This is a genomic window from Burkholderia sp. BCC1993 (assembly GCF_905339865.1).
In the GTDB taxonomy this organism is placed as follows: domain Bacteria; phylum Pseudomonadota; class Gammaproteobacteria; order Burkholderiales; family Burkholderiaceae; genus Burkholderia.
On sequence record NZ_CAJPGZ010000010.1, the window covers coordinates 199,797 to 214,092 of the forward strand.

Below are 14,296 nucleotides of genomic sequence, written 5' to 3' on the forward strand. Positions count from 1 at the left end.
GGTTTGCGCACCCCTTCAGTCGATATCGCCGCCTTCCTTCAGCTGTGCGCTCAAGTAGTCCAGAAAACTGACGATGCGCGACGACAGCGTCGCGTTGCGATAGTAGACCGCATGAATCGGCTGGCGAAATTCGGTCGTGTCGTCGACCAGCACTTCGACGAGGCTGCCGTCGCGGCGATGGGTGCCCGTCATGTAATCGGCGAGGCACACGATGCCCGCGCCGTTCAGCGCGAGCGTCAGCAGCGTCTCGCCGCTCGACGCCTGCAGCGCGGGATGGATTCGGTATACGTCGCCGTCCGCGGTGCGCAGCGGCCAGTGGTTCAGCGTTTCGGGCTGCACGAAGCCGAGCAGCGTATGGTTCGCGAGATCGGCCACGCGCGTCGGCACGCCGGCCTTCTCCAGGTACGCAGGGCTCGCGAGAATGCGCAGCCGGCTGCTGCCGAGCTTGCGCGCGTGCAGCGTCGAATCGCGCAGCTCGCCGATCCGGATCGCGACGTCGGTGCGCTGTTCGAGCAGGTCGATGATTTCGTCGCTGGTATGCAGTTCGGCTGCGATTGCCGGAAACGCTTCGCGAAAGCCCGGCATCATCGGCGCGATCACGTGCTGCATGAACGGCATCGCCGCGTTGATGCGCAACCGCCCGGCCGGCTTCTCGCGCTGGCTGACGAGCTGTTCCTCGGCGAATTCGACCGACGCGATGATCTCGCGTGCGTATTCGAGGAACAGCTTGCCCTCTTCCGTCACTTCGAGCCGGCGCGTCGTGCGGCGGATCAGCGTCGTGTCGAGCTTTTCCTCGAGACGCCGCAGGATCCGGCTCATCACCGACGTCGGTTGGTGGAGCTTGTCCGCCGCCCCCGTCAACGAGCCGGTATCGGCGATGGTCACGAATGCGAGCATCTCGTCGAGGGTGGTCTTCATGGTCGGGAATCGGTGACGGTTTCAGAACCGTCACGATAGTGCCGCAGCGCCCGCTTGATAAGCGGGAGCCGGCGCGAATCATAGTTGATTCAGATTCAAGAATGCGCGGCCAATATTGTCCGATCAATGCGATCGCGGGCCGGCGGGCGCACGCGCCCGGGAGGGCGCGTTTTGCGTTTTGCGTTTTGCGTTTTGCGTTTTGCGTTTTGCGTTTTGCGTTTTGCGTTTTGCGTTTTGCGTTTTGCGTTTTGCGTTTTGCGTTTTGCGTTTTGCGTTTTGCGTTTTGCGTTTTGCGTGCTGCGTGCTGCGTGCTGCGTGCTGCGTGCTGCGTGCTGCGTGCTGCGGAGCAATTCTGCGGCGTCAGGCCGCGACCGGCATGTCGTGGCGGATCCAGTCCTGCATCGCGCCGTGCCGCGGCGCCCAGCCGAGTTCCTGCCGGGCGCGCACGGCCTTCACGCGGCTGTTCGACGCCAGCGAGAAATGCGCACGCGAATGGCCGAGCACCTGCTCGGCCTCGACGATGTCCCACTCGACGACCGACGGCAAACCGAGACGTGCGGCGAGCGCCGCGCCGATGTCCGCGAACGACGCTTCGCCGTTCTCCGCGAAATACAGCGTGCCGGGCGCCGCCTGCCGCATCGCGCGCACGTAGAGATCGGCGACGTCCTCGACATGCACGTTCGACCAGCGGTTCAGCCCCTTGCCGATCACGCGGACCGCGCCGGCCTCGCGCGCGATCGCCGCGAGCAGCGGAAGCTGCGCGCTGTCGCGCCGGATGCCGAGCCCGTCGCCGTAGATCATGCTGTTGCAGATGACCGCCGAGCGGATGCCGAGCGTCGCCGCCGACATCACGAGCTGATCGATCGCACGGCGCTCGGGCTTGGCCGGCGCGACGACCGGCGTCGCTTCGTCGAACACCGGCGCGTCGCCGTGCGCGCCCTGTGCGTCGTCCGCGATCACGCTGGTGCCGCTCGTGTGCAGGAACGTCTTGCCCGAGCCGCTCAGCGCCGCGACGATCGTCTCGACCGATGCGCGGTGGTCGCTGCTCGCCGCGTTGATCACGCAGTCCGCGTCGCTCGCGAACGCATGCAGCAGCGCCGTGTCGTCGAGCGTGCCGATGACCGGCATGATGCCGGCCGCCGCGAGCGTCGCGGCCTTCTCGCCGTCGCGCGTTAGCCCGGTGACGACATGCCCTTCCGATACCAGCCGTGCAGCCACCGAGCCGCCGATGTAGCCGGCCGCGCCCGTCACGAATACCTTGATGCCCTTCATCCACCGCTCCGATGGCGAGGCCGCGAAACTGCCCGCGCCTCGCGGAAATGAGTCGGCCCGCGCGCACCGGTGTTCGGATGGGCGCGGGCCGTCGCTGTCGGCCGTGCGGCGCGTCGAACCTGCGCAACGCGGCCTGTCGCGTCAGTATCGATGCCGCGCACGGGCGGCGAAAGAGGCGGATCGTGAAAAGAGTTTTGAACCGGGCGGGAAGATCGGCGGCGCCGCCGCGTCAAAGCAGGATCCTCCAGGCTACGGCTTGCCGCCCAGCGACTCGACGATCCGGTACGCAGTCCTCACACGATCCTCGATCGGGAAGCTGCGGTTCGCGAGCATCACGATCGCGAGCCGCTTCGCGGGGACGAACGCGACATAGGTGCTGAAGCCGTTGGTCGAGCCGGTCTTGTTGATCCACGCGTCCGGGCGCGGTGCGAGCGGCGGGTTGAGTTCGGTCGCGGGCGTCGCGTCGTGGAGCATCGGCGGCGCATTCCCCGCGAGCAGCGTCGGCAATGCGACCGGATACGGATACTGTTCCCAGATCAGGTCCTGCGTGAACGGGCCCGCGCGGAAATAACCGGTGTGCGTGCGTTCGAGCGCCCGCTGCAGCCGCGGCGCCGTTTCGACGAGCCCCATGTTCGCCTGCACGAAGCGCAGCAGGTCGGCCGCCGTCGTCCTGACGCCGTACGCCGGCTGCCACAGCATGCCGCCCGTCATCCGGATCGGCTTGCCGTCCTGCGTATAGCCCTGCGCATAGTCGGCGTAGCGCGCGGCGGGCACGTTGATATAGGTGTGCGTCATCCCGAGCGCGGGAAACAGCCGCTGTTCCATCAGCCCCGCGAAGTCGCGGTTCATCGCCTTCGCGGTGAGCTGCCCGAGCATCCCGATCGCGACGTTCGAATAGGTGCGGCGCGTGCCCGGCGTGTACGCGGGACGCCACGCGTCGAGATAGCGCATCAGGCCCGCGTCGTCGCGGATGCTGTCGGGCACCTGCAGCGGCATCCCGCCGGGCGTGTGCGTGCCGAGCTCGAGCAGCGTCACGCCACCGAACGGCTTGCCCTGCAGCGCGGGCAGATACTTGCCGGCCGGATCCGACAGCGACAGCTCGCCGCCCTCCTGCGCGTCGGATGCGAGCGTCGCGGTCAGCGTCTTGCTGACGGAGCCGATCTCGAACAGCGTGTCGCCGGTCACCGGCTGGCCCGTTTGCGTCGACCTCACGCCGTAGTCGAACACGTAAGGCTTGCCGTCGGCGACGATGCCGATCGCCATGCCGGGAATGGCGAACTGCTTCATCAGCGGCGCGACGTGGCGGGTCACGGTGTCGTGAATCTCGTCCTGCGTGGCGGCGGCCGCGCGGCCGGCCGTGGCGGCGGCGCATGCGGCGACGAACAGGGTCGCGGCGATGCGGATCGCGTTGAATCGCATGGGTGCGGTTCCTTCGATTTTCAGATGGTTGCATGAACAACGGATCATGCCGCGCCGCGCGGACGCTGCGCCAGCCGGCCCGTCGAAGCAGGACTATCCGCTGGCGGCCGCCAACCAACAATCGACGATATGTTGCGCGAGCCTAAAGAAAATCTTATGCGGCGCGTGAACCGGTCCTGTGCATGTCAGCCCGGCAACCGGTCGAGAAACGCCAGCATCGCGGCGTTGAAGCGCGCCGGCCGCTGCAGCGGCGCGAAGTGGCTCACGCCCGGCAGGATCGTCAGCGTTGCGCCCGGAATCGTGCGCGCGAGATACGCTGCATGGTCGGGGCGGATGAACTCGTCGTGCTCGCCCTGCACGATCGCGACCGGCACGGCGATCGCCGCGAGGTCGGCCGCGCGGTAATCCGGTTGCGTGCGCATCATTTCGCTGACGGCGGCGACGAACGCGTCGAACCGGTCCGGCGTCGCGGACAGCCGCGCGTAGTCCTTGCGGTGCCGCGCGAAGCAGCGGTCGATCAGCGGGCTCGGCACCATCTCTTTCGTGCCGCCCGGATCCATGTTGCACGCGAAGAAGAACACGCCCGCCGCACGCGCCGGCGCGCGGGCGGCCAGCACGAGCGACACGCACGCGCCGTCGCTCCAGCCGACGAAGCGTGCGCGCTCGATGCGCAGCGCATCGAGCACCGCCAGCACGTCGGAGGCCATGCGTTCGTAGGAATAGGGGCGATCGTCCCGCGTGCTGCGGCCGTGGCCGCGGCTGTCGATCACGATCGCACGGTAGCCGGCCGCGAGCAGCGCCGGCACCTGGTTGCCCCAGTTGCCGCCGTGGCCGAGGCCGCCGTGCAGCAGCACGACCGGCGGGCCATGGCCGAACGACGCGTGCCAGATGCGCGCGCCGTCGTGGTCCAGCCATCCTTCGGTTTCGGCCGCCGGCAACGGCGTGCCGCCTTGCGCGTCGAAGCGGACGAGGTCGTCGTCGGCGAATTCCGCGTTCATCGTTCTGCCGTCCTTGCGAGGGAGACGAACTTGCGATTGTAATGCGCGCGACCGCGTGCCGCGACGCGTCCGCGCGCTGCGGTGCGCGACGGCACGGCGCCGCGCCGTCAGGCCCGCGTCGACACCAGCCCGCCGGACGTCGAACCGCCCGACTTCTGGATCGCCTGCGCAAGCTGCGCGATCGCCGTCGACAGCGCGGCGGAGATCGTGCTGGCTTCCGCGCTCAGCGTCTGCTGCTCGAGTGCCGCGGCCGGATCGTGCTTCGCGCGCTGCGCGGCCGCCGCCATGTGCTGCTGCAGCTGCGCGAGCTGTTTCTGCAGGCGCTCGATGAGTTGCTTCAACTGCTTGACCGCGGGATCCTCGGCCGAGGATCCCGACGCGCCCAGCGTCTGCCCCGCGCCGTCCGACTGCGCGGCACTGCCCGCCGGCGACGACGCGGCGGACGTCGCCATCGACGCGGCACCGGTGCCGGACGGGTTGGCGGTGGCGTTGCCGGTGGCGGGCGAGGTCTGCGCGGCGGAAGAAGGGTCGATCTGCATCGTGTCGGTCCGTAGTGAGTGTGCGACTCGGGTCGGTTGAACAGCGGATACCTTGCAACCGGTTTACGGTATTCGTCGGATGAAACTTGAGCCCCGCCTTTCCGGCTGCCCCGAGATGCCCCGCGATGCCCCGCGATGCCCCGCGATGCCCGCGCCGTGCGCGTACCGCCGATCGTCGCGAAGGGGCCAGATTGGCCGGCCGTCAACGCTGGTAAAATCGCCGGCTGGCCTGCTGCCGCAGCACACCGGCTGCTTCCGGCAAGGCCTCGCGGGCTACCCCGCGTCGGCGCCCGCCCGGTCGGGCCCGATACGCGATGCCGTCCGGCGCCGTCGCAACGCGAGCCCCGCGCCCGCATCGACATGACGACGCGCCGACTTCGGCACGCTCCCCCTTCATCACGCATTTCGAGGAATTCACGATGGCCCGCATCGGCGCCTTCTGCCTGACCACGTGGCTCGCGGCCGCGATTCTCTATTTCGGCCAGCATTCGGTCGCGATGATTGCGCTCAGCGGCGTGGTCGTGTTCGGCGGATTCGACCTGCTGCGTCCGTAACGGCGGCGGCGCGCGCGGCAGCGGCACACGCGATTCGCCGCCGCACTGAAAAACGCCGCCGGCGGGCCGTGACGCAGCGTAAGATGCTGGTCGGAATCGTCATTCTCGCGCAGCACGAACAGGGCAACCCCCACGCAGGCCGTCCGATCATGAAACAAGGCATTTTCGTCGCCACGCCCGCCTACGGCGGCATGTGTTACCTGCCCTACGTGAACGGGCTGCTGGAGCTTCAGCATGCGTGCCTGAGCGCCGGCCTCGCGTTCGAATACTTCTACCTGAGCGGCACCGCACTGTTGCATCAGCAACGAAACGTCGCGGTCGAGCGCTTCCTGCACAGCGGCCTGTCGCACATGATGTTCATCGATGCGGACATCGGCTTTCGCGGCAGCGACGTGATCCGGATGTTCGAACAGCAGCACGACGTGATGCTCGGGCTGTATCCGTCCAAGAGCATCAACTGGGCGGCGGTCGCCGAGGCCGCGCGCTCGGATCCGTCGGCGCCGCCCGAGCGGCTCGCGTTGTTCAGCGCCGATTACAGCCAGACCGCGTATGCAGTGGACGGTGCACAGTCCCGGATCGAGCTCGATGCGGTTTCCGAAATCCACTCGGGCGGCGCCGGCCTGATGATGATCGCGCGCCCCGTATTCGACACGATGGCGCAGGCCTATCCCGAGACGCAGGTCCAGTTTCCGCCGAGCTATCGGAACCTGTCGCCGAATTCGACCTCCATGTACGAGCATTTCGAATTCCTGAGGGAACCCGACGGGCGCTCGCTGTCGGAGGATCTGTCTTTCTGCAAGAAATGGCGGATGTGCGGCGGCAAGCTGTATGCGTGTTCATGGTTCCAGACCGTCCACGCGGGCGTTCATCTCTATGAGGGCAACCTGCCGGCGCTGCTCGGTCAATGAGCCGCGGGCGCGAACGGCTGGCGCTGCACGACGCGTAGCGGCGCGAGCAGTTCGGCTTGCGGATGGCGGATGGCGGCTGACCGTCGCCGTCATCGCGACTTCGGGCTGCGTACGCAGCCCGTCATCCCGGACCGGCGCGACGCACGCGTCGGCCAGCCCGTCGAACGCTTCAACCCATCACCGCGGCAACGTCCTCAACGACGACGGCCCGCCCGTGAGCGCGATGCGCTTGCCCGTATCGCGCAGCTTGCCGCCCTGCACCGCATACAGCGCGAGCTGCCGCTCGACGTTGAACTGCACGATCACGTGCCGGCTGTCGGCGGTAAACACGATGCCCTGCGCGGCTTCGCCGCCCGGCACTTCACTCGTCTGCACCGCACGGCCGTTGCGGATCTCGAACAGCACCACCTTGCCGAACTTGTGGCGGCCCGGGTTGTCGGGCGTCAGGTTCGAGCCGTCCATCGCCTGCACGGCGATCCACTTTCCGTCCGGCGAGATCGCGACGCCTTCCGGCAGCGACGGCACCGTCAAATACTGGACCGTGCGGAACGGCGTGCGCGACACGTCGATCAGCGCGACCGAATCGGCATCGCCCGCGAGCGTGCCCGTATAGCCCGGCAGCCCCGCGAGCCCGACGTTGCTGACGACGGCCCAGCGATTGTCGCTCGACACGTCGATCGTGTACGGCGCGACGCCCGTGCTCAGCCGCGTGCCGCTGTCGGTCACCTTGCCGTCGTCGACGTTCAGCACCGCGATGCCCTGCTCGTCGCGCAGCGACACGAGCGCATGCTTGCCGTCGTGCGTGAAGCTGATCCCGGCGAGCCGCTTCTTGCCGATCTTCAGGTTGCCGTCGAGTGTCACCTGCGTTCCGTCGATCCGCAGGATCGACACGCTGCCGTCAACGTTCGCCGCCAGCGCGAGCCGGCCCGACCGGTCGATCGCGATCCCCTGCGGGTGCGTGCCGAGCTCGATGCGCGTGATCGCCGGCGGCGACGCATCGAGGTTCACGGCCTGCAGAAACGTATCGAACACGAGTTGCCTCGCCCCCTGGTCGTAGCGCGTCGGCGCGCCGACCAGCGCGAGCTTCGCGTCGGGTGCGATCGCGACGGCCTGCGGCGGCCCCTGGGTGCCGTTCTCGACGTCGACCTGCAGCGCGACCTTCGGCGGAAACACGCTCGCGTCGAGCAGCGTCAGCGTGTCGGCGGGCGGCGACGCCAGATAGGTGTCGCGCCCTTCGACGCGCTGATACTTACCGTCGTTGCCGGACACGATCCAGTCGGCCGCGTGCGCGGTGACGGCGGTGACGGCGGTGGTAGCGAGCGTCAGCGCGGCGAGCAGGCGGGCGCGACGAAGGCGAAAGCGATTCGAATGCATGGCGGTCGGTTCTCCGGATCGGTTGCGGACGCAAGGACTGGCATGACCCTGCTGCTCGACGGGTCGATGCAACCGCATGATGCACGAAAGCGCGCGAAACCGGCGTCTCGTGCCCGCCGCTCAGGTCGCGCGCACGCCCGCGCTGTCCCACCGGCCGACGTCGTCGAGCGGATACACGGGTCGCGCGAGCCGCTCGTAGCGGAACAGCCCGTAGTCCGATCCGGTCACGCCGCGACTGTCGCACTCGACGAGCGCGGCCGCGATCGGCACGAACACCGGCCGGCAGTACATCCGCGACTTCAGCAGCAGGAATCGCGCGCGGCGCGGATCGATGCCGACGCTCTCGAACACGCCGAGATCCCACGGCTCCTGCGTGCGCTCGGTGACGACCAGCGTCGCGTCGCCGATATCGAGCACCGCCGCGCGGCCCATGTACGCGCGCTGGCCCGTATACGTCGGCCCGGTAATCACGTATTCGCCGTCGGTGATCGCACGCACGACGCCCGTCGCCCGAAACGGCGTGCCCCGCGCGCCGGCGTGTGACGGCATCCGGTTGCCGACCGGCACGGTCACGGTCGCGCCGACGCCCGCGTCGATCAGCGCCGCGACTGCATCCGGGTCGCACAGCGGCCCGCTGACGATCCCGTCGAGCCCCTGCGCGAGCGCTTCCTCCAGCAGGTCCATCGTGTCGCACGGGCCGCCCGACATGCAGTTGTCGCCGTGATCGAGCATCAGCACCGGACGGTCCGCACCGCGCGCCAGCGCCGCGGCCTGCGCGACCGATTCCGCGAGCGGCGCGCTGCGGTAGACGAACGCGTCGCGTGCGTCCCAGATCTGCCGGGCGATGCGCTCGGCCACCGCGTCGGCCGCTGCGCGGTCGCCGTCGGCGACCACGACGATGCTGATGCACGGCGCGGGAATGTCCGCGAGCGAGAAGCCGGGCAGCACCGATACCGCCAGCATCCCGTCGGCTTCGGCCGCACGCGCGGCCTCCACCGCGCGCCGCATCGCGCCTTCGGCGCTCGCGCTGCGCAGCGTCGACGTCATCAGCGGCGGCTGCCGCCACGCGAGCACGGGCCGAGCGCGGCCGTGCAGCCGGTCGAGCAGCACACGCGCCGCGTGCTCGCCCGTCTCGTACATGTCGACGTGCGGATAGGTCTTGAAACTGACGATCACGTCCGCATGGTCGATCATCTTCTGCGTGACGTTCGCGTGCAGGTCGAGCGCGACCGCGATCGGCGCATCGGGCAGCGCGGCGCGCACGCGCGCGAGCAGGTCGCCCTCGCCGTCCGCGCTCTGCTCGGCGACCATCGCGCCGTGCAGGTCGAGCATCACCGCGTCGCAGCCGGGCGCGGCCGCGACGATCGCATCGCAGATCGCCGCATACGCGTCGGCGGCGACCGGCCCGCTCGGGTTCGCGGCCGCCGACACCGGCGTGACGATCTCGGCGTCCTCGCGGGCAGCCGCATCGATGAACGCGGCCATCGCGGTGCGCATCCCGCGATTCGCGCGATACGCGTCGTCGCCCCAGTCGGGGCCGTTGCGGCCGAACGCGGCGAGCGGCGTCGGCACCGGCGAGAACGTATTGGTTTCGTGGTTCATCCGGGCGATCAGGATCTTCATCGCGTGCCGCCCTCCGCCACGCCCGCCGCGCCGAGCATCGCATGCAGCAGCACGTTGCAGCCCGCTTCGAGGTGGGCGGGATCGGCGTCCTCGATTTCGTTGTGGCTGATCCCGTCCTTGCACGGCACGAAGATCATCGCGGTGGGCGCGACGCGTGCGAGATACACCGCGTCGTGACCCGCGCCGCTGATCACGTTCATCGACGACAGCCCGAGCGCACTTGCGCCCGCGCGCACCCGCTCGACGAGTGCCGCGTCGAACGGCTGCGGGGCGAAATACACGACCTGCTCGACGTCGATCCGCATGCCGGCCACAGCACCCAGATCGGCGCAGGCCGCGCGCAGTTCCGCATCCATCGCCGCCAGCGTCGCATCGTCAGCCGCACGCAAGTCGACGGTCAGCGTCACGCGGCCCGGAATCACGTTGCGCGAATTCGGGTGGACGTCGACCCAGCCGACCGTGCCGCGCCCGTGCGGCGGATGCGCCCGCGCGATGCCGTTCACCGCGCGCACGAGATCGGCCGCGACCAGCAGCGCGTCGCGCCGCAGTTCCATCGGCGTCGGGCCGGCGTGCGCTTCCATCCCGTGTACGGTCACGTCGTACCAGCGCTGCCCGAGCGCACCCTCGACCACGCCGATCGTCGTGTCGTGCGCCTCCAGCACCGGCCCCTGCTCGATATGCGCCTCGAAGTACGCGCCGACCGGATGCGCGCCGTTCGCGTCGCCCGCATAGCCGATCGCGGCCAGCGCATCGCCCGCCGATATGCCGTCGCGATCGCGTTGCGCGAGCGCGTGGTCGAGCGTGAACGCACCCGCGAACACGCCGGAGCCCATCATCACGGGCACGAAGCGCGAGCCTTCCTCGTTGGTCCACACGGCGACCTCGAGCGGCGCATGCGTGCGCACGCCCGCGTCGTCGAGCGTGCGCAGCACTTCGAGGCCGGCGAGCACGCCGTAGTTGCCGTCGAACTTGCCGCCGGTCGGCTGCGTGTCGATATGGCTGCCCGTCGTCACGGGCGGCAGGTCGTCGCGTTCGCCCGCACGTCGCGCGAAGATGTTGCCGATCGCATCGATGCGTACCGTGCAGCCGATTTCCTTCGCCCACGCGACGAACAGGTCGCGCGCCTCGCGATCGAGTTCGGTGAGCGCGAGGCGGCACACGCCTCCCTTGTCGGTCGCGCCGATCCGCGCGAGACGCATCAGGCTGTCCCACAGCCGCGCGCCGTCGACGCGCAGGCCGGACGCCGTGGCGCCCTGTGTCGAATCCAGAACTTGCATCGGTGGAATTCCTCGCAATGAACGGGCCCGGCGCTTACGCGACGCCGACACCCAGGTAACGGTCCTTCACCTCGTGATCGGCCGCGAACGCCGCGTTGCTGCCTTCGTAGACGATCACGCCCTGTTCGATCACGAAGTGGCGGTCCGCGAGCTGCGTGCACACTTCGAGGTTCTGTTCGACGAGCAGGATCGCGACGCCGGCCGCCTTGATCTGCTTCAACTGCGCGACGATCTCCTCGACGATCACCGGTGCGAGCCCCTCGACCGGTTCGTCGAGCATCAGGAGCCGCGGGTGGTTCATCAGCGCGCGGCCGATCGCGAGCATCTGCTGCTCGCCGCCCGACAACTGCGCGCCGCCGTTGCGGCGGCGCTCCTTCAGGCGCGGGAAGATCCGGTAGATGTCGTCGAGCTGCCACGGCGAATCGCGACGCGCGCCGAGCCGCAGGTTTTCCTCGACCGACAGCAGCCGGAAGATGCCGCGATGCTCGGGCACGAAGCACAGGCCGCGCGCGGCGATCCGGTGCGCGGGCTGCCCGGACACCGGACGGCCGGCGAACGTCACCGTCCCGCCGGTCGGCGCGACGACACCCGCGATCGTCTTGAGCGTGGTCGATTTGCCCGCGCCGTTGCGGCCGAGCAGCGTCACCGTCTCGCCTTCGTTCACGTTCAGCGAAATGCCCTGCAGCACGTGGCTCTTGCCGTAGCAGGCGTGAACCTCCTTCACGTCGAGCATCATGCGCGGCCTCCGGTGATCATGTTGCCGAGATACGCGCTGCGTACGCGCGCGTCGCCACGAATCGCATCGGGCTTGCCCTCGACCAGCACGCGCCCCTGCTGCATCACCGTGATCGTGTCCGAGATGTCCATCACGATTCCCATGTTGTGCTCGATCAGCACGACGGTGTAGTCGTCGCGCAGGCCGCCGATCAGCGCCTTCATGTCGTCGAGGTCGTCGATGCCCATGCCCGACGTCGGCTCGTCGAGGAAGATCGCGCGTGGCCGCGCCGCGAGCGCCATCCCGACCTCGAGCCGGCGCTGCTGGCCGTGCGACAGCACGCCGGCCGCCGTGTCGGCGAAGCGCTGCAGGCCGAGCCGCTCGAGCACCTCGTCGACGATGCCGTCATGCGCGAGTGCGCCGCGCGGCGGTGTCCACGGATTCAACGCGCGCCGCGATTCGACGCCCTGCGCGGCGACGCGCAGGTTCTCGCGCACGCTCAGGTTCGGAAACAGGCTCGTCACCTGGAACGAGCGCGCGATGCCGCGCCGCACGCGCTTGTGATCGGGTTCGCGCGACACGTCGTGACCGTCGAACAGGATCGAGCCCGACGTGATCGGCAGCGTGCCGGTCAGCGTATGGAACAGCGTCGTCTTGCCGGCACCGTTCGGGCCGATCACCGAATGCACGGTGCGCGGCATGATCCGCAGATCGACGCCGCCCAGCGCCGTGAACTTGCCGTAGCGCTTGACGATGCCGCGCGCTTCGAGAATCGCTTCGCTCATTGCCGCTCCCTGGCCGTAGCCGCAGTGCGATCGGCGCGCCGCAGCGATGCCGCGACGCGTTCGCCGAGTCCCCACAATCCGCGCTGCATGAACAGGCTGACCGCGATCAGCACGAGGCCGAGCAACAGCAGCCAGCACGGCCACAGCGTCGACAGCCAATCCGCGAACAGCACGTAGAATGCCGCGCCGAGCACCGACGCGAACAGGTTGCCCGTGCCGCCGATCACCGTCATCACGAGGATCATCTCGCTCGTGTGATAGTCGATGTTCGACAGCGGCGCGATGCCCGTCATCAGCGCGTGCAGCGCCCCCGCGAGGCCCGTGACCGCGCCCGAGATCACGAACGCCGCGAGCTTGAAGCGCTGCACGTCGTAGCCGGCCGCCGCCGCGCGCGCCTCGTTGTCGCGAATCGCGAGCAGCGTCCGGCCGAACACCGAGCGCGATACGCGCAACAGCAGCCAGAACACCGCGACGAACAGCACCGCGACGAAGCCGTAGTAGCGCCACGGCGAATCGAGCGAGACGAGCGGATGCCCGAACGCGGACAGCGCGGGGCGCGGGATGTCGAGCAGCCCGTTGTCGCCGCCCGTCACATCCGGCGTCGTATACGCGAGGAAGTAGAACAACTGCCCGAACGCGAGCGTCAGCATCACGAAGTAAGTGCCGCGCTGCCGGATCGAGAACCAGCCGACGAGCGCGGCCGCGGCGGCACCGAGCACGGCGGCCGCGACGAGCGCAGCCGTCACCGACCGGACGCCATGCGTCAGCACCAGCCCCGCTGCGTAACTGCCGAGCCCGAAGAAGATGCCCTGCCCGAACGACAGCAGCCCCGTGTAGCCGAGCAGCAGGTTGCAACCGAGCGCGGCGAGCGCGAACACCAGCACTTCGGTCGCGAGCGAGCCCGAGCTCAGCGCCAGCGGCAGCACGCACGCGACGGCCACCGCGAGCCAGCCCTCCGGCCGCCGCAGCGCGCCGTGCCACGGCCGCGCGCGCGGCGAGGCTGCCGCCGCGGGCGGCAGCGGTTTCGACGATTCGATCATGCGGCCCTCCCCAGCAATCCGTTCGGACGCAGCAGCAGCACGGCCGCCATCGCGACGTAGATCATCAGGCGCGCGCCTTCCGGCCACAGCGTGCTCATCAGGCTCTGCACGATGCCGACCAGCAGCCCGCCGACGAGCGCCCCGAGAAAATTCCCCATCCCGCCGACGACGACCACCACGAACGCGACGCCGAGCGCCTCGATGCCCATGAACGGATCGACGCCGCGGATCGGTGCCGCGAGCACGCCGGCGAGCGCGGCGGTGGCCGCGCCGAGCGCGAACACGAGGCTGAACACGCGCGTCACGTTGATACCGAGCAGCGACACCATCTCCGTCGATTCGCTGCCCGCGCGCACCGTACTGCCGAGCCGCGTGCCTTCGAGCACCCACCACAGCAGTCCGGCAAGCACGGCCGTGAACGCGATCACGAACAGCCGGTATTTCGGGTAGACGAAGCCGCCCCAGATCACGACGCCGTTCAGCGCGTCGGGCGGCGGCACGTTGTCGCCGAGCGGGCCCCAGGCGAGGATCGCGCACTCCTGCAACACGAGCGCGAGCCCGACGGTCGCGAGGATGTGGAATTCATGCTGTTGCGCATACACGTGACGCAGCACGAGCTTCTCGACGATCCACGCGAACGCGCCGACGACGAGCGGCACGACCGCGAGCGCCACCCAGAAGTTTGCCGACCATTGCAGCGCCTGGTAGCAGAGGTACGCACCGAGCAGATAGAACGCGCCGTGAGCGAAGTTCACGAAGCGCAGCAGGCCGAACACGATCGACAGGCCGACGGCGAGCAGGAAATACAGCATGCCCACGCCGATGCCGTTGACGATCTGCAGCAGATAGACGTTCATGGCTTCCGTATCGGAAA

The 14,296-nt window shown here is 68.9% G+C and carries 14 protein-coding genes; 2 read left to right on the plus strand and 12 right to left on the minus strand.

The annotated features are described in order from the left end of the window. Positions 1-15: 15 nt before the first annotated feature. From U4Y91_RS18590 to U4Y91_RS18610, 5 genes are all read right to left on the minus strand, one after another. Positions 16-918, minus strand: coding sequence for a LysR substrate-binding domain-containing protein (locus U4Y91_RS18590; protein ID WP_321806271.1), 903 nt, complete (start codon positions 916-918; stop codon positions 16-18). A gap of 360 nt (positions 919-1,278) precedes the next feature. Then, the gene (locus U4Y91_RS18595; protein WP_321806272.1) at positions 1,279-2,190 is read right to left on the minus strand and encodes an NAD-dependent epimerase/dehydratase family protein; all 912 of its coding nucleotides are present in this window, start codon (positions 2,188-2,190) and stop codon (positions 1,279-1,281) included. A 249-nt stretch (positions 2,191-2,439) separates the two neighbouring features. Further along, entirely contained in the window at positions 2,440-3,609 is a 1,170-nt protein-coding gene (gene ampC / locus U4Y91_RS18600; RefSeq protein WP_321806273.1) for a class C beta-lactamase, read from the minus strand. A gap of 185 nt (positions 3,610-3,794) precedes the next feature. Next, on the minus strand, positions 3,795-4,607 hold the full coding sequence (locus tag U4Y91_RS18605; RefSeq protein WP_321806274.1) for an alpha/beta hydrolase: 813 nt from the start codon (positions 4,605-4,607) through the stop codon (positions 3,795-3,797). A gap of 107 nt (positions 4,608-4,714) precedes the next feature. Beyond that, positions 4,715-5,146: a hypothetical protein gene (locus U4Y91_RS18610; RefSeq protein ID WP_321806275.1), complete on the minus strand. Its 432-nt coding sequence runs from the start codon at positions 5,144-5,146 to the stop codon at positions 4,715-4,717. A 419-nt stretch (positions 5,147-5,565) separates the two neighbouring features. On the opposite strand from U4Y91_RS18610, the gene U4Y91_RS18615 reads away from it, so the two are divergent. Continuing rightward, a complete protein-coding gene (locus U4Y91_RS18615) occupies positions 5,566-5,700 on the plus strand; it encodes a hypothetical protein (protein WP_006750603.1) in 135 nt (44 codons plus the stop codon). Between the two features lie 149 nt (positions 5,701-5,849). Continuing rightward, positions 5,850-6,608 (plus strand): hypothetical protein, encoded by a 759-nt coding sequence (locus U4Y91_RS18620; protein WP_321806276.1) that lies wholly within the window; start codon positions 5,850-5,852, stop codon positions 6,606-6,608. A gap of 177 nt (positions 6,609-6,785) precedes the next feature. On the opposite strand, the gene U4Y91_RS18625 is transcribed toward U4Y91_RS18620, so the two are convergent. The 7 genes from U4Y91_RS18625 to U4Y91_RS18655 form a co-directional block, all read right to left on the minus strand. Beyond that, on the minus strand, positions 6,786-7,982 hold the full coding sequence (locus U4Y91_RS18625) for a beta-propeller fold lactonase family protein (RefSeq protein WP_321806277.1): 1,197 nt from the start codon (positions 7,980-7,982) through the stop codon (positions 6,786-6,788). 120 nt (positions 7,983-8,102) lie between these two features. Continuing rightward, complete coding sequence (locus tag U4Y91_RS18630) at positions 8,103-9,605, minus strand: M81 family metallopeptidase (protein ID WP_321806278.1); 1,503 nt, start codon at positions 9,603-9,605, stop codon at positions 8,103-8,105. After that, positions 9,602-10,882, minus strand: coding sequence for a Zn-dependent hydrolase (locus U4Y91_RS18635; RefSeq protein ID WP_321806279.1), 1,281 nt, complete (start codon positions 10,880-10,882; stop codon positions 9,602-9,604). Before U4Y91_RS18635 ends, U4Y91_RS18630 begins: the two co-directional genes overlap by 4 nt. A gap of 34 nt (positions 10,883-10,916) precedes the next feature. After that, complete coding sequence (locus U4Y91_RS18640) at positions 10,917-11,618, minus strand: ABC transporter ATP-binding protein (RefSeq protein ID WP_321806280.1); 702 nt, start codon at positions 11,616-11,618, stop codon at positions 10,917-10,919. Then, positions 11,615-12,382 (minus strand): ABC transporter ATP-binding protein, encoded by a 768-nt coding sequence (locus tag U4Y91_RS18645; protein WP_321806281.1) that lies wholly within the window; start codon positions 12,380-12,382, stop codon positions 11,615-11,617. The genes U4Y91_RS18640 and U4Y91_RS18645 overlap by 4 nt, the downstream gene beginning before the upstream one ends. Further along, entirely contained in the window at positions 12,379-13,422 is a 1,044-nt protein-coding gene (locus U4Y91_RS18650; protein ID WP_321806282.1) for a branched-chain amino acid ABC transporter permease, read from the minus strand. The genes U4Y91_RS18645 and U4Y91_RS18650 overlap by 4 nt, the downstream gene beginning before the upstream one ends. Continuing rightward, the gene (locus tag U4Y91_RS18655) at positions 13,419-14,279 is read right to left on the minus strand and encodes a branched-chain amino acid ABC transporter permease (protein ID WP_124521209.1); all 861 of its coding nucleotides are present in this window, start codon (positions 14,277-14,279) and stop codon (positions 13,419-13,421) included. Before U4Y91_RS18655 ends, U4Y91_RS18650 begins: the two co-directional genes overlap by 4 nt. Positions 14,280-14,296: the final 17 nt, after the last annotated feature.